We start from the raw sequence: 24,602 nt of genomic DNA, 5'->3' as shown, positions 1-24,602 counted from the left end.
AGGCGGCGAACGACGTTTCAGCTCGCCAGCGACTCCAGGAACTCGGCGACCACGTCATTGAAGGCCTCCGGCCGTTCCTGGTTGGCGAGGTGGCCGGCGCCGGCAATCTCCACGTAGCGAGCCCCAGAAATCCCCTCCACCAGCCGCTGCGAGGTGCGCGGCGGGGTGACCTCGTCATGCTCGCCTACTACGACCAACGTCGGCGCCGTGATGCGCTCCAATTGCGGGTAGTGGTTCGATTCGGCCATGGAGTCGCAGGCCCACTGGTAGCAGGGCATGCGAATGGACGGCACCATCATCTCGGCGACATGGGCACGCAACCCGTCGCTGGCCTCTGGACTGACGAGCCGTTGCGCGCGTGCAGCGGCGAAACCCTCGGGCCCCAGGTCGACGAAGTCGACTGCCCGGGCTCGCATGGCCGCAGCCTGTTCGGGCTTCGTGCCGGCTCCGGCGCTGGAATCGGCCAGTATCAGTGCCGACACCAAGTCGGGGCGGCGCAAGACCAACCGGGTTGCCGTCACGCCGCCCCACGAGACGCCCAGCACCGCCGCAGGCCCGTCCGACACCGACTCGATGAGCGCGGCCGCGGCGTCAGCCCAGCCGTCAATGCCTGGCGCCGCATCTGGGTCGGCCGAGTAGCGGTAGCCGGGGGCATCCCAGGCCACGAGCCGCATCCCCAGGCGCTCGGCCAGCGGGCGTTGATCCAAGAAGGCGTCGGCGCACGAACCGATGCCGTGCAGGCACGCCAGCACCGGCGCGTCAGGCGCGCCGTACGACCATCGAAACACGTTGCTCATCGGGTCGGGCTCACTGCTGGGCTCACTGGATCGGACTCCTCAGCTCGGATTCAGTTGCTCGGCCGCACCTGCGCCAAGGGGGTCGGCACGCCGGCGACCGGCGCACGAGTACGGAAGATGCAGCCGCCGTCGGAGGTGCCACCGCCCGTCACGATGTACAGGTCGCGCATATCGGCGCCGCCGAAGCAGACGCTCGTCACGAAGTGGTCCGGCACCGGCACGGCGACGTCCGACTCTCCGTCGGGTGTGTAGCGCTGCACCCGGCCGCCCTCGGCCAGCGCTACCCAAACGCCGCCGTCGACGTCCACAGCGAGACCGTCGGGCACCTTGCGTTCCTTCACAAACTCGCGACGATTCGACACCACGTCGCCGTCCACATCGGACACCCACACCCGGCCAGGGATGCTGTCGGAGTGGTACAGCCGGGTGCCGTCGGGCGAGAAACCGATGCCGTTGGTGAGCTGCACGTCGTCGTACACCTCCTCGGCCGAGCCGTCCAAGTTGATGCGGTACAGCTCGCCGGCTTCGTCGGGAGACGACTCGTCGAAGGGATTGCGTCGCAGCGAACCCACGTACACCCGCCCCAGCGAATCAGTGTGCATGTCGTTGAAACCCGCCACCTCGGGGGCGAACAGCACTGTGGAGCCGTCGGCGGTGACGTGCTGGATGTTGCGGCCGCTCACCACCACGCCGCCGTCGGCGTGCAGCACCATCCCGCCCACGCCCCGGCGCTTCGGGACAACCACTTCGATCTCGCCATCGGGTGTGCGGCGGCGCACGCCGCCGTTCGGCACATCGGAGAAATAGAAGTTGTCGTGCTCGTCGACTCGGGGACCCTCGATCAGCCCCCATCCCGAACTCAGCAGATCCAGCTCGAAGTCTGTGGTCATGTCTCTTCCCAGGAATCACGTGCTCGCACGCTGTCGTGCAGTGCGATGCGCGGACCCTAACGAACATGGCACGTGCGGGTGCAGCTAGGCGCCCGCTCCCAGCGCCTGCTGCCTGGGCTCAGCTCGAAGGACTGAACTGGATGGGCAGCGGGTGGCCGGCACGGGTGAACAGATCCTGCAGCATCCGCAGGGTCATGCCCCAGATCACACGTCCGTGTCCCACTTCGATGCCCGGGAAGCGCTCGTCGGGCCTCGGCGGGTAGTGGTAGTCGATGTGGCGCCCCGGATCAGCCAACTCCTGCACCGATACCCACAATGCGTCGGCAACCTCATAGTTGAGCGTCAAATCTGGGCGACTGCCCTCGAGCCAGCAGACGTGCGGTGTCACCCGCAGCGCTGCGCCGCGCCAGCGCGGGTTGCCTTCAAGGTCATTGAGCCGTCCGAGCCAGCGAACCCCCGAGTGCGCAGTGATGTCGAACCCGATCTCCTCGCGGCTCTCGCGCACTGCCGTGTCGAAGGTGTCGTCATCATCAGGTTCGGTCCGGCCGCCCGGAAACGCCATGTGGCCCGACCAGGGGTCCCCGTTGCGGATGGCGCGCTCGATGAACAGCATCTCGGGTCCACGTTCGCCCGGTCGCACCACGGCTGCTACGGCGGCAGTCGGACCCTGATGCGCCGTGTCCAAGTCCTGACTGAGCACCTCGGACAAGCGCATAGCTGTGAACGCTTTGGTGACAGCGTGCGGCCCGACCACAACGCCGCAGCGTAGGTGGCCGGACCATGCCGGCCCCCGGCTGGCTCCAAGTCACCGCTGCTACCGTCGCCGCGATGACTGCTGCAGGTGCTGATGCCTCGGGACGTGCCGACGATCCCGTCGCCGGTATGGAGGCTGCGGCGTTCGAAGCCTTCGTGGGCGAAGTTGCACAGTTCCGCGACACCGTCGTGGCTCCCAACGTGAACCGTTGGGAATCCGAGAAGCGCATGGCGCCCGAAGCCCTGCGTGAGGCATCCGAAATCGGCCTGCTGGCGATGGAGGTGCCCACTGCACTGGGCGGGTTGGGGATGAGCTTCGCCCAGAAGTGCCGAATCACCGAGGTGCTCAGCGCGGTCTCGATGCCGTTCGCGTTCAGCCTCGTCAATACCGGCAACGTTGCGGCGCGGGTGGCACAGCGCGGCACCGAGCGCCACCGTGAGCTCTTCCTGGCCGACTTGATGGCCGGTCGCCGTTTCGGCTCCACGGCGCTCACGGAGCCCGGCGCGGGCAGCGATTTCGCCAACATCGCCACTACGGCGACGCCCGTCGACGGCGGATGGCGGCTCGACGGCGCCAAAGCCTGGATCACCAACGCCGCGCACTCCGACGTCATCTTCTGCTACGCCCAGACCGAACCCGGCTCTCGGGGCCGTGGCATCGCGCTGTTCCTCATCGACGGCACCAGGCCCGGCTTCGAGCGGCTGCCGCCCTACGAATTGGCCGGCGGCCATCTCATCGGTACGGGCGGCTTCCGGCTGGACGGCTACGTCGCCGAGGCCGATGACCTCCTCAGTCCGCCCGGCGAGGCCTTCATCGCCGCCCTGTCCAGCGTGAACGGTGCCCGCACCTACGTCGCCGCCATGTGCTGCGCCATGGTGGAAGCCACCCTCGCGAGCGCAGTGCGCTACGGCGCTGCGCGTGAGGCATTCGGCAAGCCCGTCATCGCCCACCAGGGGCTTGCCTGGAAGCTGGCCGGCGTGCAGAACCGGCTCGAGGCCGCCCGACTGCTCACCGACCGGGCGATCGACGCCGTCACCGAATCGCTGCGCACCGGCGACGCGACCGGCGCCATCCTGCCCGCCGCGCACGCCAAGAAGTTCACGACCGAGACAGCCGAGGCCGACATCGCCACCTGCGTCCAGGCCATGGGCGCCGAGGGGCTGCGCACTGATCACCCCGGCGGCCACCACTTGGTCGGCGCTCGCATCGCCAACTACGTGGACGGCAGCACCGAGATCCAGACCGACCGGATAGCCCGGTCGTTGCAGCAGCTGTACGCCTGAGCCCGGTCGTTGCACAAGCTCTACGCGTAGAGGCTGAGCCGTCAGCCGAAGACGCCCTCGTCACGCAATGCGGTGATGTCGTCCCACGTGTAGCCGTGCTCCAGCAGGACCTCCTCGGTGTGCTGACCGAGCTCCGGCGCGACGGCACCGGGTTCGAGCGGCGTCTCTGACATGCGGATCGGGGTGCCGATCACCACGCGGTCGCCGTCGGGGTGCTCCACCCGCCGCAGGTAGCCGTTGTCGTACATCGCCTCGTCGGCGACGATCGCCTCGTAGTCACGCACCAGCCCATAACGGACGCCTGCCCCGGTGAGCACGGCCTCCCACTCGGCGAGCGTCCTGGTCGGGAACACCTCGTCGATGATGGCGACCAGCTCAGCCCTGTCCTCGGAGCTGAGCATGAGAGCCAGGAACCGTTCATCGCCGGCAAGATCGGGCCGATCGAGCAGCTCGGCGAAGATGGGCCACCCAGGCCCGGTACCGCTGAGCAGGTGGATCCAGCCGTCGGCCGCCTCGACGGTGTGCAGCAGGGTGGGAACGAACGCGTGGCCCGAGTCGACGCGCTCGGGATTTCGACCGGTCAGCAAGGTGTAGGTCATTTCCGACGCCTGGGCGTAGATCATGCCGCCCACGAGTGATACGTCGACTCGCTGCCCTCGCCCGGTCGTTTGGCGATGCAGCAACGCAGCCAGGATGCCGGTGACCATGTTCTGACAGCCGACATGGTCGGCAATGACGGCCCCGTTCATGACGGGAGGGCCGCCGTCGATCCGGGTGGCGAACATGAGCCCGCCCTCCGACTGGCCGGTCGAGTCAGCCCCCTCGCGGCCGGCTTTGTCGCCCACCGGCCCGAAGCTCGAACCGGTGGCGTACACGAGCCGTGGATTGATGGCCGACAGGTGCTCGTACGACAGGCCCCAGGCCTCCATGGTTCCCGGCACGAAGTTGTGGATCAGGACGTCGGTCTCCGCGACGAATCGCTCGACAGCGGTCTTGCCACCTGGGGTGCGCAGGTCGAGGGGTGACCATGTGACCGACCGCTTCCCCCGGTTGCACGCTTCGTAGTACGGGTTTCGCGGGTCGTCAGGCGACACGGGGATCACCCGTGCGAGGTCGCCCATGCCCGGCAGTTCGATCTTGATGACCGACGCTCCCATGTCGTGCAGCGTCGCAGCAGCCTGGGGGCCCTGCACCAGGATGGACAAGTCGAGGACGTTGTATCCGTCAAGCGCTCCCATCGCCGGATCGTAACCCCCGCAGATTCCTGCAGTCCCGTGGTGTGTCAGGATGCGAAACGCAAAGACCTTCTCGTCGGAGAGTGCCCCAATGAGCGAGCCGATGCCTACCCAGAAGTCCCAAGAGCTGTACGAACGAGCGAAGGCCGTCGTTCCCAAGGGGGTATACGGCCACTACGGCCCTGCCGTTGTCGAGGACGGCCCGGTCTTTTTCTCGTCGGCAGAAGGCGCCCGCTTCACCGATGTAGATGGCAACTCCTACATCGACTGGATGTGCGCCTATGGCCCGAACATCCTGGGCTACAACCATCCGGCAGTGGAAGAGGCGGCCGCCAAGCAGGCAGCCGACGGCAGCACGGTGAGCCTGGCCGCACCGGTCATGGTCGAGCTGGCCGAAGAGCTCGTCGACATGGTGGACGGGGCCGACTGGGCGCTGTTCGGCAAGAACGGTGCCGACGCGACCGGGTTGGCGGTGATGGTTGCCCGCGCCGCGACCGGCCGGCGATACATCCTGAAGATCGAGGGCGGCTACCACGGCTCGACGCCGTGGATGCAGGCACCGGGCAACAAAGGCACGATCGCCGAAGATCAGGCGTTCGTCATCGAGGTGCCCTGGAACGACGCCGATGCGGTGCAGTCGGCCATCGCTGCGCACCCGGGCGATATCGCCTGCTTCATCTCCTCGCCGTACCACCACCCGGTCTTCGCCGACAACGAGCTGCCGGCGGAGGGCTACTGGGCCGCAGTCGAGGCGGCCTGCCGCGACGCCGGAATCGTCGTGATCCTGGACGAAGTCCGCAGCGGGTTCCGGATCGACCTGGCGGGGGCGCATGTCGCATACGGCTTTACTCCCGATCTCATGTGCTTCGGCAAGGCGATCGGGAACGGGCATCCCCTCGCAGCGCTCGCCGGCAGTGACGCCCTGAAGGAAGCCGCCGCGGACACGTTCTTCACCGGCACCCAGTTCTTCAATGCTGCGCCGATGGCGGCCGGGCTCGCCACGCTGCGGGAACTGCGTGCGGCAGATGCCGCCAATGCGGCAACCGAGATCGGCATCCGTCTCGGTGACGCGTTGGGAGATGTCGCATCAGCTCACGGGCACGAGCTGCGGATGAGCGGCGTGCCGGCCATGCCGTACCTGCGTGTTGTCAGCGAGGGCGGCTCGAAGTTCCACGCCCGCTGGGTGGCCGAATGCATCCGGCGAGGCGCCTACCTGCTCAGTTACCACAACAACTTTGTTTGCGCGGCCCACACCGACGACGACATCAAGCGCACCTGCGACATCGCTGACGCCGCGTTCACCGCGCTGGCCTGAAGCCGAAATCGCGCTGTTCCTGGACAACCGGAACAGCGGCTGTAGCAGGCGGACGACACAGCTCACCGACCGCTCGCGGCCGGATGAGTGCTTTTGACCATTGCATGGTTGCGCGTATCTAATGGTTACGACTATCATGCGTATGCTGCAGCAAAATATGAGCCAATGTGACCATATGAGCAGCGTGAATCGGGGGGAGTTCCGATGTCGATACGCAGTTTGTTGGCGGTGGGTTTAGGGGTTGCCCGGCCCACCCGTTCGTTGGGGACAGGGGGGTCCCTGGCGGCATGGCCACGGCGGCTGGCCGCTTCGGCGGCTGTGGCGTCGGTGTTAGCCGCCGGCGTAGCACCAGTCGCGGCCAGCAGCGGCTCTGTTCCGGCAATCCCGCCGCGCCCGAGCGCGGTTGCGTCGGTGGTGGACGGAGCGTTCGAGGTGACCCTGTCGTGGTCTGATCCGGGCGATCCGTCGATCACCGGCTATCAGATCCTGCGCCGAGACCCGGGCGTGGATGCGGCCGGGCAGTTCCACGTCATCGAGGACGACACCGCCAGCGCCGACACCAGCTACGTCGACGACACCGTGGTGGCGGAGCGCACCTATGTGTACCGGATACAGGCACGCAACGACCACGGACTGAGCGTCCGGTCGCGTTACCGGCGCATCGATGTGCCCGCCCTGCCGCCTCAGGCCGAGCCCACCTCGACGACCTCCCCGGAGCTCAAAGCCACATTGCGACAGCTCCCGCCGAGCTCGTCGTCGGCGACCGATCAAGAGTGCCGAGACAAGATGGACACCGGCGTGGCCGTCAAGTGCATCAGTGGGTCGTACTCGGTCACCACCTACGGCCACGACGGCGTCGTGTGGGTGGACTTCGAGGAATGGGTCAACACCCAAACCGGCATCTTGAACTGGTCGGTGGTCATCAACACCTACACATTCCGCAACAACTGGCGAGACGCCGTCACCGGCATCGAAGTGCCGACCGAAGGCGAGCACGAGAACAGCCTCTCGATCAGGTACACGTACCCGGGGCAGGACAGCTGCGCCCCAGTCGTCGGTGCTGTGAACAATCAGGGAGAGGTCACGCGTTGGGATTGGCGGTGCGTCCAGCCATCGGGCGTGGTGCTCGACAGCACAGAATCCGTCAACGCCTATCCCTCGACTTCGGCGCCCGTCGGCCCGCCCCCGGCGCCCCGCGACATCCGAGCGACGCTGATGCAGGCGCCCACTGGATCGCCCAGCGGTCCAGGCGACACGCTCACCCAGGCGCAGCTCGACAACACCGTCGAGGCCACCGCCACCGAGCACACGATCAAGATCGTGTTCCTCCAGTACCTGCGCGACGACAACCCTTTCGGAGTCATCGGCCTCACCACCATCAGCCACTACTAACCCGCACAGGGGCCCCAGAGCCTGCTCAGATGACTCCATGACCCTCACCATCACGAGCGAGGCGGACACCTGGCGTCGAAACACCGCAGCGGGGCGCTGGTACGGGTTGGGTCGGTATTACGCGATGTTCCCGCGTGGCTTCCTCCACGACGTCATCAGCCACCTCACCAGCCCGAATGATCTGGTACTCGATCCCTTTTGCGGGCGAGGAAACGCTCCTTTTGTTGCGACTGTCCTGGGTCGTCGGGCTCTCGCTGTCGACATCAATCCCATCGCGTGGCTGTACACGGCTGCCAAACAAGACCCCGCGCCCGACGTCGACGACGTCATGGCGCGCCTCGACGAACTTGCCAGGAGCCAGCGCCCCACCGATCAGCGCTCGCGGCATCGCTTCGAGACGATGGCATGGGCGCCTCAGGTTCGCGGCCTCCTTCGGGCGGCCCGCCGCGACTTGCAATGGAGGACCTCCGTCGTCGACCGCACGCTCATGGCCTTCATCGCACTCCACATGCAGGACAAACTCGGCAGCGGATTGTCAAACTCCCTCTCGCCGACCATCGCGCTCTCGCCCGAATACTCCGTCGAATGGTGGACTGAAGCCGACATGGCACGGCCGCCCGACGTCGACCCTGTAGCGGTGCTCAAGGACAAGATCCGCCGCCGCTACAAGTACGGCATCCCTGCCCAAGCAACCAGCGAGGTACTCCTCGGCGACTCGCGCGCCGAACTCCCACGACAGCCTGCCGGCGAGGCCATGCTCCTGGTCACGTCACCTCCCTACTGCGGCGTCACCGACTACTGGAATGACCACTGGCTGCGTCTCTGGCTCCTCGGGCACCAATTTGGCCAGGATTGGAAGAGAACCTCGAAGTTCTCCCACCAGATGGCCTACAGGGAACTCATCACATCTGTCTTCCGGGAGTCCGACAGGATCCTCCGCGACGAAGCCACGATCTTGGTTCGCAGCGACCAGCGACGCAGGACTGCTGATCTCTGCATTGCCGCAATCAGAGACGTCTGGCCCGATCGGCAGCTGCTCCAGTTGCCGACAAGTGCCGCCCTCGCTGGCACCTCCAACGGCCACGGCCGGGGCGGCACCAAGTCCAGAGAGATTGACTTCCTTCTCCCTGGCGCAGGCGCAGACAGCTGGGCGCGCAGCAGAGGATTCCGTCGCGTGGAGGCATCAGGCTGATTGCTCTGCCCAATCTGCGATGCTGGTTCGCCGATGCTCGGCGAGGAGATTCATGAAGTTCGGTTTCACCGTGCCCAACAATTTTGGCGTCGACGATCCTGCTGACGTCGTCGGCCTGGCGGTCCGAGCCGAGGAGCTCGGCTTCGACTCGGTGTGGGTCAACCATCACGTCCTCAACGTGGGCTACGTGTGGGATCGCCTCGGCGAGCGTCCCTACCACGATGCGCTCGTGACGCTGACGTGGATGGCCGCCCGCACCTCCCGGGTGCGGCTGGGCACGAGCGTGCTGGTGATGCCGTACCTGCACCCGATGGTGCTGGCCAAAGAACTGGCGACGCTCGATCGCCTGAGCGGAGGTCGTCTGGTGGTCGGCCTAGGTGTCGGCAGCCTGCCCGAGGAGAACGAGCTGCTGGGGGTGGGTTACGACGACCGGGGTGCGCTCAGCAACGAGTTCATCGAGGTGCTGAACCTGCTCTGGACGCAATCCAGTGCCGACTTCGACGGCACGCACTACTCCTTCAAGGGCGCTGTCAGCTCGCCGAAACCGCTGCAGCAGCCCCGTCCGCCGATCCTCATCGGCGGCAACCGCCCGCCGGCGCTGCGACGCGTCGGCCGATTGGCCGACGGGTGGCATCCGATGATGCTGTCGCCTGACAGTGTCGCGAAGCGCCTGCCGGTCATCCGCGAGACTGCCGAGTCGGCGGGTCGCCCCGGCATCCCCGCCGAGGTCTCGGTGCGTTTGGCCGCCGACAAGCTCACGCCGGCTCTGGCAGCCGAGTACGCGTCAGTCGGCGTCGACGAGTTGGTCATCTCGTGGAACACCGGCGATGTCGCCGAGATCAGCGACGGGCTCGCCGCTTTCGCCGCAGAGCACGGCATCGGTCGCTGACAGCGAGCACGCCGTCAGCTGTCGAGTTCGACGTGGACTCCTGCGCAGCGGCGCCGGTCGATTTGGCTACTTGGTGCGGAACGAGTCACGCATCTGGTTCACGTCATAGCCGCCGTGCGCCACACCGTCGGTGGCGTACTCGTAGAGCGCTGTCTTGAAGTAGAGCCCCAAGGCACTGACGACCACGGTGACGGCGAGCACTCCCGCCACGCCCACCACGATGCCGATGACGGTGCCCACGCCAGGCACCAGGGCGGCGATCAGGACGGCAACAATGACGATCGGCAGCGACAACACAAAGCTGAGCAACCCGAACCCGGCTTGAGAGATCAGATTCTCGCCCCATGTGCGCCGCACCAAGGACATGGACTGCTTGACACCGGCGAATGACCGGTAGTCGTCGATGATGATGGCTGGCACCACGAGGTAGGTGGCGACGCCCCACGCGGCTTCTGCGAGGAACGTGAGCATCTGGCCCAGCCAGCCCATGCGCTCCCGCAGGAAGCGCAGCAGCAGGCCGACCGTCATGGTGATCAGCGCCCAGCCGAGCAGGCTGGGCAGCCGCGTCGCAGCCTTGCCCATAGCGCTGCGCACGGTGGGATCGCCGCCGGTCATGCGCTCGTGTGCTCCGGCTACCAGCGCCCCCTCGAAGAAGATCACCGATGCTGTTACCACGAACGCGAACACAAGCCCGAGCACCGCTGCGCTGCCGCCGAGGCCCTCGGTACCCCCATCGGCGTCGAAGCTGCCGGTCACGAAGCCGACCACGGCCGCCGCAGCCACGATGGCGAGGATCGTCAGCATGCTGAGGACCGGCAGCCACAGCAGCTCGCGGTCCTGCTTCAGCAGCGACCACGAGGTCTTCGTCAGCCGCCAAGTGTTGGCGAATCGACCCATCTCGATACTCCTCGCTCGTCAGTTCCCAGTGTGCGCTGAGCGTACCGAAGCGCTGTGACAGCGACGGCCGGCCTCGGGCGCCCGCAGGGCGGATAGACGACTTCAGCGAGCCCCACTCGCCGGCTCTGGTGCGCGCCCGGCACCGGCCGGCGTGCGAATCACCATCGCCACCGAGAACAGCACGACGGCACCGCCCAGGAACTGCATGGGCGTGACCGGCTCAGCATGGATAAGCCACGCAGTTCCCACCGCCACGATGTGCATTGCGAGGACGTACAGCGAGGATCGGGCCACCTCGATGTGACCGTGGCACCAAGTCATCAGCACATGGCCGAACACCCCGGTGACGAAGGCCACGATCACAATCCACAGCCAATCCAGCCCGCCGAACTCGAAGAACTGCCTCGGCGTCACCATCAGCAGCGTCGGCGGGATGGCCGCCACGAACGACCAGAAGTTGATTCCTGCCATCCACTCGATCGGATCCACATCGGTCGCCGCTCTGGCCATCCGGGTCAGGACGAAATAGACGGTAAAGGTGAGCACCGACATTGCGGTGAGGAACAGCCCGAACCCGCTTGCACGGAACTCGCCGCCAGCACCCATGATCACGCCTACAGCGCCCGCCACTCCGATCAGCGTGAAGACGATCTGGCGAACGCTCACCCGGTCGCCGAAGATCGGACCCACGAGCGCCAGCAGCATGGCCGGCTGCAAGGCCATCATCACCGACATCACCGAGATCGTGACTTCCTGCACCGCAGCGAAGACAAAGACCATGTTGATGCCGAAGGACAGGCCCGGCAGCGCCGTCTGGGTGAACACCCGCCGCGACAGCCAGCGACCTCGCAGCGCCAGCACCAAGAGCAGGAACGGCGTGGACATGCCGAATCGGATGAAGGCGCTCACCATTGCCGGCGCAGTGAGCAGCTTGGAGATCGGCGGCCCGAGACCCCACGAGACGACCACGAGGCCCATGACCAGCAGCGGCAGGGCACCGCCGGCGGTCCGCACCGTTGTGGCGCCCGTTGCGGAGCTCGCCGTCGAGCCTTTGGCCGGTGCGCGCCCCACAACCCCCGCAGCGCCGTTGAGCGGCGCTTCGACGCCGCCCGCCCGGTCGATGGCCGGGGCGACATGAAAGACGGCGCCGGACGGCACGGCCGGTCCGCTGTCGCTCGCCGCAGCCGGCTGGCCCGCACCCCTCACTAGAGCGAGGCTACGACGATCGGGCGGGGCAATACCCTGCCAGCCTGAGAACGCCCCGCTCGGGCGGAGGGAGAAACCATGAACGACGACAGCAGCGCCGGAGCCGAGGTCAGCCTGCCGCCCCAGTGGTCATCGGACCTCAGTGGGCAGACGGCATTCGTGACCGGCACCACATCGGGCTTGGGCCGCCGTTTCGCCACCGTGCTGGCTGCGTGCGGGGCCAGCGTGGCCATCTGCGGGCGGCGCGTGGAGCGGCTGAATGCGCTGGCCGCCGAGCTCGAATCTGACGGCGCCACCGTGCTGCCCATCCCACTCGACGTGACCGACACCGAAGCGCTGTTCGAGGCCGTCGCCACCGCCGAATCCCAACTCGGGACCGTGCAGATCCTGGTGAACAACGCCGGCAAGCCCGACGCCCGCCTGGCACTCAAGATGGACCCGGCCTTCGTCGACGAGATGATCGCCACCAATCTCACGTCGCTGTTCCACCTGTCATGCGAGGTCGCACGCCGCCTGATCGCCGCCGAGCTGCCCGGCCGGATCGTCAACATCTCCTCCGGAGCCGCGTTCAGGGCACCGCTGGGCACCTCGATGTATGCCATCACCAAGAGCTCTGTCGTGCGGATGAGCGAGGTGCTAGCCCAGGAGTTCGCCCGCTACCACATCAACGTCAACACCATCGCCCCGGGGGCTTTCGAGAGCGAGATGATGGACGGAATGCTCGAGCGCATGGGTGACTTCACCCAGATGTTCCCCCGCCGCCGCCTCGGCAAGCCCTCACAGCTCGACTCGACGCTGCTGTACCTCGTGTCGCCGCTGTCGGACTTCGTGTCGGGCACCTGCATCACCGTGGACGACGCACAGGGAGCCGACTGACGTTGTGAACGCCTCCGGCGGCGCCACGAGCGCCAGCGACTGCACCGACGCCGACGCCACGAGCGCCGGCGTTGCCGACCTCGATGCGGCGGTCGAGCACTGGCAGGAGCACGGCTGGGTGCTGGTGGACGGGCTGGTTCCGACCGCCGACATCGACCATGCGGTCGAAGAGCTCTGGGATCTCTACCCGCGTCCCGAGGAGTTCCACGGCGGCGACCCGGCTCATCGCGAGCGGTTTGTCGGCACCAGCTTCAATCAAGGACACAGATTCCCCAAGGCCGACGACGAGGGTCCCGCGTTCCGCTCGAAGCAGTTCCTGGGGCACATTCTGTTCCCGTACAAGTCGCCGCGGCTGAACCGGCTCCAGGTTCACCCCAGCGTCATCGGCTTCGCCCGCCGGGCGATGGGAACGGCCGACATACGCATCTACCAGGCCCGCATCTGGGGCAAGTACACCGGCGTCACCAACTACGAGCAGCCCTTCCACCAGGACCGCAACCACAACGTGGTGCCCGACCGCCTCGAGCCCGGCTGGTGGAACCTGGAGGGATTCCTGTATCTCAGCGACGTCGAGGACGATGTGGCGCCGACCGAGATCGCCGGCGGCCCAGGCGATCCCACGCTGCCCTATGAGGGGCCGCCCGACGGCGAGCGGATCTCGGCTGCCGGAAGGCGCGGCAGCTACCTGGCGTACCGGCCCGACGTGTGGCACCGCGGTGTCAACCTGACCCGGCCGGGCGGCAGCCGGTTCCTCATGAGCGCCTCGTTCAAGCCCGGCGGCGCCGACTGGATCGGCTACGACAACGTGCAGCCAGTCTCGACGGCCCGGCCGTGGTCGTCATTCGCTGCGACCTGCACACCCGACGAGCTGGCGCTGTTCGGTGCCCCACTCCCCGGTCACCCCTACTGGACCGCTGAGCTGGTGGACGCCCTCGAGCGCCGCTACCCCGGCATCGACGCCGCCCCCTGGCGCAACGCGCTCTCGTAGCCGCATTGGTTCGACAGTGCGATGCGACAGCGCTGACATTCTGGATCCAATAATTCCTTTCCAATGTGAAATATTGGACTTATATTGTCGACATGGGTCCCACACAGGATGCCGGCGGACTATCGGCGGCGAGCAGACGGGAACTAGCGACCCTTTTCGGCGCCGGCAGACGGACCGTCAGCGTCGATGAAGCTGCGGTGGCACTCGACGTGAGTCGAGTGAGAGCCGCAAAGCGCCTGGCAGCGCTGGCAGCGCGCGGTTGGTTGCGGCGAATTCGGAGAGGGCTCTACCTCGCAGTGCCAGCGGACGCCGCCATGCCCTCCGCCTGGACTGAGGATGCGTGGTATCTCGCCGACTCAGTGTGGAAGCCCTGCTACATCGGCGGATGGTCCGCCGCGAACCATTGGTCGCTCACCGACCAGGTCTTTCGTTCAACCATCGTCATGACGACGAACCGGGTCAGGCGAGTGAGCCAGGAACTCGCCGGCGTCACCTATCTCGTTCACCATGTCCCGCCGGCAGCTCTCGAGTGGGGACTCGTTACCGAATGGCGCCACGAACGTCGCATCGCTCTCTCCAACCCGGAGCGAACTGTCGCTGACGTGCTCGCAAGACCTGAGCTGGGTGGCGGAATCCGGCACACCATGGAAATCCTGGACACATTGATGCTGGACGCGAGCGTCGTCGACATTGCCGATGCGGTGAAGCGGCTGAAGAACGGCGCAGCTCTCAAGAGGCTCGGCTTCCTCCTGGAGGCACTCGGCCACAACACCGACGCAATCGATGTGCCCTTGTCCTCAGGCGTGGTCCTGCTTGACCCAGCGGTGCCTGCCGGCGGCCCCAGATCATCGAAGTGGGGGCTGCGAGTGAACGTGGACGTGTCGGCGTGATCTCCTCTCGTGAGATCGCCAACACGGCCACGGAGTGGGGACTGGCCCACAACGTCGTCGAGAAGGACTACGCCCTCGGCTGGATGCTCGCCGGCATCGCACAGCACCCAGTCACACGGTCATGGGCATTCAAGGGCGGAACATGCCTGCGCAAATGCTGGTTTGAGACGTATCGGTTCTCCGAAGATCTCGACTTCACCGTGCCGGAGGCAGATATCGACGCGTTCCGGCTCCAGAGCACCTTCAGTGAAATCAGCGAGTGGGTGAATTCCGAGTGCGGCTTACGGCTCGTGACAGATGATGGGTCGTTTCGACTGCGCCGGAACAAGCGGGGCATGCCCACTATCGAGGGCCGAATTGCCTACATCGGTCCGCTCGGGATGCCGACGCCTCCCAAGGTCAAGCTCGACCTCACGGCCGACGAAGCAGTCGTTCGAGACTTGGAACTCCGACCAGTGGCACATCCATTTGGGGACCGGCGCACCAATGGAGCCGCACAACAAGTCGCTGAGGTCCTTTGCTACTCGCTGCCTGAGCTTCTGGCGGAAAAGCTCCGTGCGCTGGCAGAGCGGTGCCGTCCTCGCGACCTGTACGACGTTGTCCATATCCATCGGCACCCGAGCCTGCTGGGGCGAGACGCCGATGTCGCCTCAATACTCGCAGCCAAGTGCGCACACGCCGGAATCGAGGTGCCGACGTTGCATTCGATGCTCGAAACGCCATTCAGGAACGAGATCGAAGCCGAGTGGTCGAACATGCTCGGCCACCAATTGCCGTTCCTGCCGCCCTTCGACGACTTCTGGTCGCAGCTCGACGAGGTGTTCGGGTGGCTGAGCGGAAGCACACCTGTTCCGATTCTCGAGCCCTACCCCGTCGGAGATGCGACTCCGGATTGGCGCCCGTCGCGCCATATGACCACCTGGCAGAGCGGATCGCCCATCGAGCTCATCCGATTCGCCGGTGCGAACCGGCTCAGGGTCACTCTTGACTACGTCGCCAGCGAAGGTCGGATCGGCCCTCGAACAGTTGAGCCTTACTCGTTTCGCCGCTCTCGGGATGGCCATCTCCTGCTCTTCGTCGTCAATGATCTTGGCGAGCTGCGCTCGTATCGAGTTGACCGGATTCGCGGGATCAGCGTCGAGCCGGAGACATTCGTCCCCCGCTACCTCGTGGAGTTCTAAGCCGGCCGCGCAGTAGCGTCGGCGGCCATGAGCTTTTTCGGACCTGATCACTTCGAGACCATCACCGACGGTCTGATTTTCCCCGAGGGACCGGTGGTGCTTCCCGACGGCTCGGTGGCCGTTGTCGAGATCGGGCGGGGCACGATCACCCGCGTCGATGTTTCCGACGGCCGCAAGGACATCCTGGCCACGCCAGGCGGCGGGCCCAATGGCGCCGCGCTGGGGCCCGACGGGGCGCTGTACGTGTGCAACAACGGCGGCTTCGAGTGGATCACCGTGCGGGGTCGCACCGTGCCCGGCGAGGTCGCATCCGACTACACCACCGGCCGGATCGAACGCATCGACCTCGAGACCGGCGAGGTGGACATCTTGTATGCCGACGTGAACGGCGTGTCGCTCAAGGGACCGAACGACATCATGTTCGACTCCACTGGTGGCTTCTGGTTCACCGATCACGGCAAGACCCGCACCCGGGACCGGGACCGCGGCGGCCTCTACTACGCCAAGGCCGACGGCAGCCACATCGAAGAGATCGCCTTCCCGATGGACGGCCCAAATGGCGTGGGCATCTCCCCAACCGAAGACCGGGTGTACGTGGCCGAGACGTTCCAAGGCGCCATGTTCGCCTTCGACCTCGAAGCGCCGGGGAAGGTGGCCGCCGGGGTACCGGCCCGGGGCTGGTTCCTGGCCCGTCCGGCCGGCCGCAAGTACTTCGACTCGCTGGCGATGGACGCCGAGGGCAACGTGAGCGTGGCCACCATTCTCACGGGGGGCATCAGCACGTTCACCCGCGACGGCGAGGAGCTGGAGTTCGCTCCCACCGACGACTCGGCCACCACCAACATCTGCTTCGGCGGCGACGACATGCGCACGGCGTATGTCACCCTGTCGGGCACCGGCCGCCTCGCCGTCGGCGAGTGGCCCCGCCCCGGCCTGAAGCTGCCGTTCTAAGCCAGACAGCGCGGCAACGCACCGCCGTTGTAGGCGACCATGTCCATGATCGCTTGGGGGACGCCAGGAAACTCATAGCCGTTGGTCGCCGCCTCGCGGTAGGCGACGTGGAGGTTGCCAGCGAGTCGCTCCGGGTCGGTGTAGTTCCCGTGCGGGCCGAGTTCGGTGGCCTGGGCCTGCTCGAGCGGTGGTCGGCCAGCGGCGAGTCCCTCGGCGGCGGTCTCCTGCACGAAGCGCAGGTACGAGCGTTGTTCGTCGAGCACCCGCGCGATGTCGTCGCCGCCGAAGTGCGGGCCGTGGCCGGGCACGATCACGTCCGCGCCATAGCTCTCGAGGACGTCCATGGCCCCGATCGTGCCCTCCACCGATCCGAACAGTGCGAACGGCGTGCCGCCGTGAAAGACCAGGTCACCGCAGAACAGCACCCGGCAATCCGGCAGCCACGCCACGATGTCGCCGTCGGTGTGGGCCACGAATCCCAGGTCCGACAGCTCGATGCGACGGTCATCGAGGTGCAGCACCATCGAGCCCTCGAACGTCACATCAGGCGCACGGAACTGCAGGTTCCCCCACTCGACCCCGGGGAACACGGCGCTGTAGTCGGGAATGCCCGCCGCGACCATCACGTCACGGCATTTGGCGTGCGAGATCACCGTGGCGTCGCTGAAGAAGCAGTTGCCGTGGGTGTGGTCGGCGTGATGGTGGGTGTTGACCAGGACTCTCACCGGGCTGGACGTCACTGACGCAATGGCGTCCATGTAGGCCCGGTTGCGGCGCTCGGTCGAGGTGGAGTCGATCGACACCACGCCGCTGGAGCCAGCGATGAATCCCATGTTGTTGATAAACCAGGTGCCGTCGGGCTGCACGTAGCTGTACACCCCCGGCGCCACCTCGCTGAGCTGTGCAGCCTCGACTGCCGCGTGTGATGCGTGCCCCGACATGTGCCCCCTCCAGCCCGGCGAAGTGGCCCTCGTGCCAGGTCGTCTCGCCGTCTTGCTACGGCGAAGCGTAGAACCCGTCGCCTACGCTGGGAAGCGCCTCGGACCGCGCCCGCGGGGACTCAAAGGAGCCGCCATGAGCACGACTGCTGACACCGACAGCGCTGCTGCAGAGCGGGACTTCGACGTCTACAGCGACGAGTACATCCAGGGCGCCGCAGACGTGTGGGACGAGCTGCGTGCCGAATGCCCCGTCGCCCACAGCCCCTACAATGACGGGCACTGGATGCCCACTACTTGGGACGACATCGCAGCGGTTGCCTACGACACCGAGAACTTCAGCTCCCGCGACATCGCCGTGGCGCCCACGCCTGAGGGCGTCGGGCTGCTCACCGCCCCGCCGATCACCTCGGACCCGCCGTTCCACACCGACGCGCGCCGCTTGCTGCTGCCGTTCTTCGGTCCTACTGCCGTGGAGGAAATGGTCGAGGTCACTCGCAGCATCGCCCGCGAGCGCATCGACGCCATCGCAGCTGAAACCGGGGCGGACGAAGGCCGCAGCGGCGTGACGGATGCCGCCGACACCTATTCCAAGCACATTCCCGTGCGGGTCATTGCCCGCATCTTGGGACTGCCCGAGTCAGATGAGCCCAGTTTCACCCGCTGGGCGGTCGACGTGCTGCAGTCCAAAGGCGACGAGTTCGACCGGCGGGCAAATGCGACCCGTGAGGTACTCCACTACTTCGGCGAGCTCACCGACCAGCGACGCCAAGAACGGGCAGACGACCTGCCATCAAAGCTGCTCGACATGACACTGCCCAACGGCGACCCGCTGGCCAACCACCACATCACTGGCGCCAGTTTCCTGTTGCTGCTGGCGGGCATCGACACCACGTGGAGCTCGATCTCGGCCAGCTTGATGCACCTGGCCATGAACCCTGCCGACCGCGAGCGGCTCGTGGCCGAACCCGAACTCATCCCCACCGCCATCGAGGAGTTCCTGCGTGCCTACTCACCGGTCACCATGGCGCGCGTCACCGCCACTGACGACGCTGAGATCGGCGGCTGCCCCGTCGCCAAGGGCGACAAGGTGCTGCTCCCGTTCGGCGCCGGCAACCGCGATCCGTCCAAGTTCGACCGTCCTGACGAAGTCGTCATCGACCGTGCCGAGAACCGCCACTTCGCGTTCGGACTGGGGATCCACCGCTGCTTGGGCTCGAACCTGGCCCGCATGGAGCTGAAGGTCGCCATCGAGGAGTGGCTGGCGCGGTTCCCGAACTTCGAGCTCGCCACCGATGTCGGCCGCGGCGGCGTGGAATGGGGCGGCGTGCAGGTGCGCGGCCCGCGCAACCTGCAAATCCGCGTTGGCCTCTAGGTCCCGGCCGACAGGCCGGACGCCCTAGTCCCCCAGCGCGTCCGACAGCTCCTCAGCGGTCATCAGCACGTCGCGGGCCTTGGAGCCCTGCGACGGGCCCACGACACCCCGCTGCTCCAGCAGGTCCATCAACCGCCCGGCGCGGGCAAAGCCCACCTTCAGCTTGCGCTGCAGCATGGACGTGGAGCCGAGCTGGGTTTCCACCACGATCACCATGGCCTGGCGCAGCAACTCATCATCGTCGGCATCGCCGGTCGTGCCGCCGGGCAGGATGCTGGCACCGTCGGAATCGGCACTGCCCTCGACGCCCTCGACGTAGTCGACCTCGGGTGCCTGGCGACGCCAGTGAGCGACCACATGGGCGATCTCGGACTCGCTCACCCAAGCACCTTGAATGCGGCGAGGCGTGCTGGAGTTGGCCGACAGCAACAGCATGTCGCCCTGGCCCACCAGCCGCTCGGCGCCGGGCTGGTCGAGGATGACCCGGCTGTCGGCCAGGCTGGACACGGCGAACGCGAGCCGGCTGGGAATGTTGGCCTTGATCACGCCGGTGATGACGTTCACGCTCGGGCGCTGCGTGGCGACGACGAGATGAACGCCGACAGCGCGGGCCATCTGGGCCAGCCGGGTGATGGAGTCTTCGACGTCGCGAGCCGCCACCATCATGAGGTCGTTCAGCTCGTCGACCACGACAACGATGAACGGCATCGACTCGTGCGGCTGGTCATTTCCGAGCAGCTCGCTCTCGGTGCTGTGCAGTGCCCCGTCGAGCACCGCCGCGTTGTAGCCGGTGATGTCTCGAAAGCCCGCCTCTGACAGAACGTCGTAGCGGCGCTCCATCTCCTTCACCACCCACGCGAGGGCATTCGCCGCCTTGCGGGGCTCGGTCACCACAGCCGTCAGCAAGTGCGGCAGGCCGTCGTACTGGCCGAGCTCGACCCGTTTGGGGTCGACGAGAATCATCCGCACTTCGTCCGGGGTTGATCGCATCAGCAGCGACGAGATGATCGAGTTGATGCACGACGACTTGCCCGAGCCGGTCGCGCCGGCAATGAGCACGTGGGGCATCGTGGCCAGGTTGAGCATGACCTCACGGCCCGAGATGTCCTTGCCCATCGCCACTTCGAGCGGGTGCATGGCCTCGGCTGCGGCCTTGGCGGACAGGATGTCGCCTAGCGCGACCAGATGACGGTCGGAGTTGGGAACCTCGATGCCGATCGCCGACCGGCCGGGGATCGGCGCCAGGATCCGGACATCGGCGGCAGCCATGGCGTAGGCGATGTCCTTGTGGAGCGCAGTGACGCGCGACACCTTCACACCCGGGCCGAGCTTGAGCTCGTAGCGCGTGACCGTAGGTCCGGGCTCCCAGCCGGTGACCTGGGTTTCCACTCCGTGACTGGCCAGTGCCGCCACCAGTGCAGCGGCGCCCGCCGACAGCTGCGCCCGGTCGAATTGCTGGGTGCCACTGCGCTTCAGCATCGACTTCTTCGGCAGCCTCCAGCGCGGACGCCGGCTGCCAGTCCCCGTGCCCTTGCTGGCCGCGCCTGGCACCGGCACAGTGGTGGGTGCGGGTTCCTCGCCGGGTGGTTCCACGAACTGAGGCGGCGGCGGCTCGAAGACGGCTTCGTCAGAAGCAGCCTCGTCGGTGTCCGGGCCCGACGGGTCCAGACCCGGTATCTGGCCGGCCGGTTCAGCCTCCAGGTCGTACTGCTCTTCCCCGAACGACGGCGGCTCGGGATCCTCGCCGACGCGCTGCAGGCTCCGGGCACCTCTCGACAGCGAGCCGCTCAGCGTCCGGCCCAGCGCCGACAGACCGGTCCATATCCATCGCAGGACCTGACCGAGACCGATGTTGGCAACGATCATGACCGCGAACAGCATCACCAGCAGCAGCAGAACCCAGGTCGCGGGATCGTCGATGAGACGTCGCAGCGGCTCGGCAACGACGGCACCCAGCACTCCCCCGCTGCCTCGCAGGTCTTCCAGCGATCCGAAGCCGTCAGCGGGTCCGGACAGGTGTGCGGCAGCGGCGAATGCGACCGTCAGCATGCTCAGCCCGAAGGCGGCACGGCCGCTCCGCTCCGAGGAGGCCATGCGGGCGAGCGCGATGCCGATCCAGACCAGCAGGATCGGCACGACATACCGGAACACACCCAGCAGAACGGCGAGCGCGCTCTCCAGGACTCGGCCCACGACGCCCGCTCGGTCGCCCAGCAGCCCCAACGCGCAGATCACGGCGAGCGCGAACAGCGACAGCGCCACAATCTCACGGGATCGGCCGCTCAGGGCATTGCGAACCACCCGCGAGAGTCCGCTGCGGCTGTCATCCGCGGCTGACGAAGCGGAAGCGTCCTTTGAGCCGTTGGCCCCGGCGGTGCCGCGCGCACTCACCTCAGCGAGAGTACCGAGGTCGGACTACTCCTTCGGAGACCCAGCAACTCTGCGCTGGTTGCGGGCGGTCTGGACCGCAACCAGCACGAACATCGCCACGGTGAAGGGGATCGAGTAGCGATTGATGAACCTGATGACCGCTCCGAGCGGGCCCGCGAACAGATCGGCAACCCACCACACCAGCGCGAGACGCGTGAAGGTGCCAGCGAGGTTCACCACCACGAATGGCAATTGACGCATCCGCGCAATGCCCGACAGCAGGCACATCGGGTAGCCCGGAATGGCAAACAGAAGCAGCCAGCCTGCCCGCGGGAACCAGCGCTCCAGCCAGTCCATGCTGCGGATGACACGGCTTCGAGATCCGAACTCCGCGGCGAGGTATGCCTTGGCATTGGGGCCGTAGTCATAGCCGAGCCGGTACAGGAACGGATCGGTGATGAACAGGCGGGTCAGACCGATGGCCATGAACGCCCACAGCGGGGCCTGATGGGCCACGCCGAGCAGGATGGGGTCGGTGGCATTGAGCGACAGCAGCAGCAGCGGCGCCCGCGCAATGAGAGCGGCGAAGAAAATCTGACCGGCGTAAGCCGCCAAGGCGAAGCCCACAGGCACCGCTGCCAGCAGCTGCATTCGCCGCCGGTCTGCATCGCTGATCACCAGGCCCGCCGATGCCTGCGCGGAATGGGCGGCTTCATCCGCCGTTGATTCGTCCCCGCCGCCGTCAGCCACCGCGCCCGAGGCTACGCATCTGTGCACCGGTAGCGCCGGTGCACGAGTGCACCGCACACCCCTTCGAGGCCGCGCCCCATGCCCTCTAGCCTGCGGCGTCATGGACTCGACGATGATGGACGTGCCCCTCACCTTGGACCCGCTGTTCGAACGCGCTGAGACGCTGTTCGCGGACAAGGAGCTGGTGACTGCCACCGCCAGCGGCATCGAGCGGACGAGCTACGGGCGCTGGGCCGAACGGACCCGGTTGCTCGGCGGTGCGCTCGACGATCTCGGCGTCTCCTCGCAGGGGCGTGTGGCCACCTTCGCGTGGAACACCGACCGCCACCTCGAGCTGTACTTCGCTGCGCCGTGCTCCGGTCGGGTGCTCCACACGCTGAACATCCGGCTGTTCGCCGAGCAGGTCACCTACATCGCGAACCACGCCGAAGACGAGGTGATCTTCGCCGACCGATCACTGCTGCCAGCGCTCTGGCCGCTGGTCGACACCATGGACACCGTGCGCCACGTGGTGGTCATGGACGACTCCGGCGGCGGCGCCGGACCGGACGTTCCGGATGATCCGCGCATCGTCGACTACGAGGACCTGATCTCGGCGGCGTCGCCGGCGGGCTTCCGTGTCGCCAGCGAGACCCAGGCGGCATCGATGTGCTACACGAGCGGCACCACCGGTGAGCCCAAGGGCGTCGTTTACAGCCACCGCTCCACCTACCTCCACACGCTGGCGGCGATGCTGGTCGACTCCGCGGGAGTCTGCGAGAGCGACGTGATCCTGCCGGTCGTGCCGATGTTCCACGCGAACGCCTGGGGCCTCGCGCATGCCGCCGTCGCAGCGGGCGCCAAGCTCGTCAATCCCGGTCCGAACCTGGCTCCCAAGCCGTTGGCCGAACTCATCGAGACCGAGCGTGTCACCGTGGCTGCCGGGGTTCCGACAATCTGGATGGGCGTGCTCGGCGAGCTGGAAGGGCGTGACGTGTCCAGCCTGCGGGCCATTCCGTGCGGCGGTTCGGCGGTGCCCAAGGCGCTGTCGGAGGGCTACCGGCAAGCGGTTGGGCTGCCGATCCTGCAGGCCTGGGGCATGACCGAGACGAGTCCGCTGTGCTCGATCGCCCACATCCGCTCCGGCCAGCAAGACCTCGACGATGACGCCAAGGCCGACCTGCGCACCACGGTCGGCACGATCCTGCCCACCGTCGAGTTCCGCATCTGCGAGCCCGACACCACCGACGAGCTGCCACGCGACGGCGAGTCGTCCGGGGAGCTGCACGTGCGCGGCCCGTATGTGACCGGCTCGTACTACAACCGCCCCGATGCAGCCGACTCGTTCACCGCCGACGGCTGGCTGCGGACCGGCGATGTGGCCACCTGCGATCCCGATGGCTACATCCGGCTGGTGGACCGCACGAAGGACCTCATCAAGTCCGGCGGCGAGTGGATCAGCTCGGCCGAAGTGGAGAACGAGATCATGAGCCATCCCAAAGTCGCCGAGGCTGCCGTGGTCGCGGTGGCGTCGGAGCGCTGGATGGAGCGACCGATGGCCTGCGTGGTGCCCGTCGAGGGCGAGACCGTCACCCACGATGAGCTGATCGAGTACCTGACGCCCCGGATGGCGAAGTGGTGGCTGCCGAGCGCTACCCGGATCATCGACGAGGTGCCGAAAACGTCGACAGGCAAGTTCTCCAAGAAAACGCTGCGGGACCGCTTCGCAGATCTCGTCGTTGAGTGACGGGGCCGTGAACAGCACCCCTCACCGCTCCGAGCCGCGCCTGTTGGTGTGGCTAGCCCTGCGCCTCAAGGGCCTGGGCGAAATCGACGACGTCGCGGCGATCCACGATCTCGACCCCGACGACACCGAGTGGCTGCTGGCTGAGCTGGACGCAGCCGGCCACTGCATGTTCCGCGAGGTCGGCGGAGTGCCGAAGTTCATCCTGACGCCGACCGGTCGCGACGACGGCGAGGCCGCTCTGGCGGCCGAGCTGGATGCCGCGGGCACCCGCGACGCCGTGACGGCGGCCTATCGAGAATTCTTGGCGCTGAACCCCAAGATGCTGCAGCTGTGCACCGACTGGCAGGTGCTGCCCGCCAATCACCCGGCAGCCGATACCGACGGGCCCGGAGACGGCGGGCGGCTCAACGACCACAACGACGCTGACTACGACGCAGCCATCATCAGCCGGTTGGAGACGCTGCACGGCGAGCTCGGCGGGGTGCTCGACCAACTCTGCGGCGCAATGGCTCGCTACGACAACTACGCGCCCAGATTCGCTGCGGCGCTCGCCAGATTGCAGGCCGGCGATCTGGACTACCTGACGAAACCGATGATCCCCAGCTACCACACGGTGTGGTTCGAACTGCACGAGGACCTGCTGGCCACGCTCGGCATCAACCGGGCCGACGAAGGCAGCGTCTGAGGCCCGAAGGGCCGCTACCACC

Annotated in this window: 22 protein-coding genes; 13 read left to right on the top strand and 9 right to left on the bottom strand. The window is 66.8% G+C overall.

Annotated features, from left to right (window positions below):
* Positions 1-17 precede the first annotated feature (17 nt).
* From ACOGI5_RS09560 to ACOGI5_RS09550, 3 genes are all read right to left on the bottom strand, one after another.
* Complete coding sequence (locus tag ACOGI5_RS09560) at positions 18-797, bottom strand: alpha/beta fold hydrolase (protein WP_419864188.1); 780 nt, start codon at positions 795-797, stop codon at positions 18-20.
* A gap of 50 nt (positions 798-847) precedes the next feature.
* Positions 848-1,687: an SMP-30/gluconolactonase/LRE family protein gene (locus ACOGI5_RS09555; protein WP_419864187.1), complete on the bottom strand. Its 840-nt coding sequence runs from the start codon at positions 1,685-1,687 to the stop codon at positions 848-850.
* 118 nt (positions 1,688-1,805) lie between these two features.
* The gene (locus ACOGI5_RS09550; RefSeq protein ID WP_419864186.1) at positions 1,806-2,402 is read right to left on the bottom strand and encodes an NUDIX hydrolase; all 597 of its coding nucleotides are present in this window, start codon (positions 2,400-2,402) and stop codon (positions 1,806-1,808) included.
* Between the two features lie 113 nt (positions 2,403-2,515).
* Here ACOGI5_RS09550 and ACOGI5_RS09545 point away from each other — a divergent pair, with 113 nt between their 5' ends.
* Positions 2,516-3,724 carry an acyl-CoA dehydrogenase family protein gene (locus tag ACOGI5_RS09545; protein WP_419864185.1) on the top strand — a complete coding sequence of 403 codons (1,209 nt, stop codon included), beginning with the start codon at positions 2,516-2,518 and terminating at the stop codon, positions 3,722-3,724.
* A gap of 41 nt (positions 3,725-3,765) precedes the next feature.
* On the opposite strand, the gene ACOGI5_RS09540 is transcribed toward ACOGI5_RS09545, so the two are convergent.
* Positions 3,766-4,962 carry a CaiB/BaiF CoA transferase family protein gene (locus tag ACOGI5_RS09540; RefSeq protein WP_419864184.1) on the bottom strand — a complete coding sequence of 399 codons (1,197 nt, stop codon included), beginning with the start codon at positions 4,960-4,962 and terminating at the stop codon, positions 3,766-3,768.
* Positions 4,963-5,050: 88 nt separating this feature from the next.
* Here ACOGI5_RS09540 and ACOGI5_RS09535 point away from each other — a divergent pair, with 88 nt between their 5' ends.
* The 4 genes from ACOGI5_RS09535 to ACOGI5_RS09520 all read left to right on the top strand — a co-directional run bounded on the left by ACOGI5_RS09535 (position 5,051) and on the right by ACOGI5_RS09520 (position 9,747).
* A complete protein-coding gene (locus ACOGI5_RS09535) occupies positions 5,051-6,274 on the top strand; it encodes an aspartate aminotransferase family protein (RefSeq protein ID WP_419864183.1) in 1,224 nt (407 codons plus the stop codon).
* A 411-nt stretch (positions 6,275-6,685) separates the two neighbouring features.
* Positions 6,686-7,666: a hypothetical protein gene (locus tag ACOGI5_RS09530; RefSeq protein WP_419864182.1), complete on the top strand. Its 981-nt coding sequence runs from the start codon at positions 6,686-6,688 to the stop codon at positions 7,664-7,666.
* Between the two features lie 37 nt (positions 7,667-7,703).
* The gene (locus ACOGI5_RS09525; RefSeq protein ID WP_419864181.1) at positions 7,704-8,858 is read left to right on the top strand and encodes a DNA methyltransferase; all 1,155 of its coding nucleotides are present in this window, start codon (positions 7,704-7,706) and stop codon (positions 8,856-8,858) included.
* Between the two features lie 52 nt (positions 8,859-8,910).
* On the top strand, positions 8,911-9,747 hold the full coding sequence (locus ACOGI5_RS09520; protein ID WP_419864180.1) for an LLM class F420-dependent oxidoreductase: 837 nt from the start codon (positions 8,911-8,913) through the stop codon (positions 9,745-9,747).
* Between the two features lie 66 nt (positions 9,748-9,813).
* Here ACOGI5_RS09520 and ACOGI5_RS09515 read toward each other — a convergent pair whose 3' ends face one another.
* Together ACOGI5_RS09515 and ACOGI5_RS09510 are read right to left on the bottom strand one after the other, a co-directional pair.
* Positions 9,814-10,644, bottom strand: a complete 831-nt coding sequence (locus ACOGI5_RS09515) for a DUF6159 family protein (protein ID WP_419864179.1) — start codon at positions 10,642-10,644, stop codon at positions 9,814-9,816.
* A gap of 102 nt (positions 10,645-10,746) precedes the next feature.
* Positions 10,747-11,850 carry a DMT family transporter gene (locus ACOGI5_RS09510; protein WP_419864178.1) on the bottom strand — a complete coding sequence of 368 codons (1,104 nt, stop codon included), beginning with the start codon at positions 11,848-11,850 and terminating at the stop codon, positions 10,747-10,749.
* Positions 11,851-11,928: 78 nt separating this feature from the next.
* Between ACOGI5_RS09510 and ACOGI5_RS09505 the strand changes: the two genes are divergently transcribed.
* The 5 genes from ACOGI5_RS09505 to ACOGI5_RS09485 all read left to right on the top strand — a co-directional run bounded on the left by ACOGI5_RS09505 (position 11,929) and on the right by ACOGI5_RS09485 (position 16,736).
* Positions 11,929-12,726, top strand: coding sequence for an SDR family NAD(P)-dependent oxidoreductase (locus ACOGI5_RS09505; protein ID WP_419864177.1), 798 nt, complete (start codon positions 11,929-11,931; stop codon positions 12,724-12,726).
* Positions 12,727-12,730: 4 nt separating this feature from the next.
* On the top strand, positions 12,731-13,714 hold the full coding sequence (locus ACOGI5_RS09500; protein WP_419864176.1) for a hypothetical protein: 984 nt from the start codon (positions 12,731-12,733) through the stop codon (positions 13,712-13,714).
* A gap of 314 nt (positions 13,715-14,028) precedes the next feature.
* The gene (locus tag ACOGI5_RS09495; protein ID WP_419864175.1) at positions 14,029-14,604 is read left to right on the top strand and encodes a type IV toxin-antitoxin system AbiEi family antitoxin domain-containing protein; all 576 of its coding nucleotides are present in this window, start codon (positions 14,029-14,031) and stop codon (positions 14,602-14,604) included.
* Complete coding sequence (locus ACOGI5_RS09490; RefSeq protein ID WP_419864174.1) at positions 14,601-15,785, top strand: nucleotidyl transferase AbiEii/AbiGii toxin family protein; 1,185 nt, start codon at positions 14,601-14,603, stop codon at positions 15,783-15,785. The genes ACOGI5_RS09495 and ACOGI5_RS09490 overlap by 4 nt, the downstream gene beginning before the upstream one ends.
* Before the next feature lie 27 nt (positions 15,786-15,812).
* The gene (locus ACOGI5_RS09485) at positions 15,813-16,736 is read left to right on the top strand and encodes an SMP-30/gluconolactonase/LRE family protein (RefSeq protein WP_419864173.1); all 924 of its coding nucleotides are present in this window, start codon (positions 15,813-15,815) and stop codon (positions 16,734-16,736) included.
* On the opposite strand, the gene ACOGI5_RS09480 is transcribed toward ACOGI5_RS09485, so the two are convergent.
* Entirely contained in the window at positions 16,733-17,677 is a 945-nt protein-coding gene (locus tag ACOGI5_RS09480) for an MBL fold metallo-hydrolase (RefSeq protein WP_419864172.1), read from the bottom strand. The two genes, ACOGI5_RS09485 and ACOGI5_RS09480, sit on opposite strands and share 4 nt — an antisense overlap.
* Positions 17,678-17,810: 133 nt before the next feature.
* On the opposite strand from ACOGI5_RS09480, the gene ACOGI5_RS09475 reads away from it, so the two are divergent.
* Positions 17,811-19,049 (top strand): cytochrome P450, encoded by a 1,239-nt coding sequence (locus tag ACOGI5_RS09475; RefSeq protein WP_419864171.1) that lies wholly within the window; start codon positions 17,811-17,813, stop codon positions 19,047-19,049.
* A 24-nt stretch (positions 19,050-19,073) separates the two neighbouring features.
* Here the strand turns inward: ACOGI5_RS09475 and ACOGI5_RS09470 are convergent, their stop codons facing one another.
* Positions 19,074-21,440, bottom strand: a complete 2,367-nt coding sequence (locus tag ACOGI5_RS09470; protein ID WP_419864170.1) for a DNA translocase FtsK 4TM domain-containing protein — start codon at positions 21,438-21,440, stop codon at positions 19,074-19,076.
* A gap of 24 nt (positions 21,441-21,464) precedes the next feature.
* The gene (locus ACOGI5_RS09465; protein ID WP_419864169.1) at positions 21,465-22,169 is read right to left on the bottom strand and encodes a hypothetical protein; all 705 of its coding nucleotides are present in this window, start codon (positions 22,167-22,169) and stop codon (positions 21,465-21,467) included.
* Between the two features lie 100 nt (positions 22,170-22,269).
* Between ACOGI5_RS09465 and ACOGI5_RS09460 the strand changes: the two genes are divergently transcribed.
* Positions 22,270-23,895 (top strand): long-chain fatty acid--CoA ligase, encoded by a 1,626-nt coding sequence (locus tag ACOGI5_RS09460; protein WP_419864168.1) that lies wholly within the window; start codon positions 22,270-22,272, stop codon positions 23,893-23,895.
* Between the two features lie 7 nt (positions 23,896-23,902).
* Positions 23,903-24,580 carry a transcriptional regulator gene (locus ACOGI5_RS09455; protein WP_419864167.1) on the top strand — a complete coding sequence of 226 codons (678 nt, stop codon included), beginning with the start codon at positions 23,903-23,905 and terminating at the stop codon, positions 24,578-24,580.
* Positions 24,581-24,602 lie beyond the last annotated feature (22 nt).

The sequence above is a fragment of the Candidatus Poriferisodalis sp. genome (assembly GCF_965208925.1).
Lineage (GTDB): Bacteria > Actinomycetota > Acidimicrobiia > Acidimicrobiales > Poriferisodalaceae > Poriferisodalis.
Note: the sequence above shows the minus strand (reverse complement) of the source record. Positions and strands in the feature narration are given on the sequence as shown.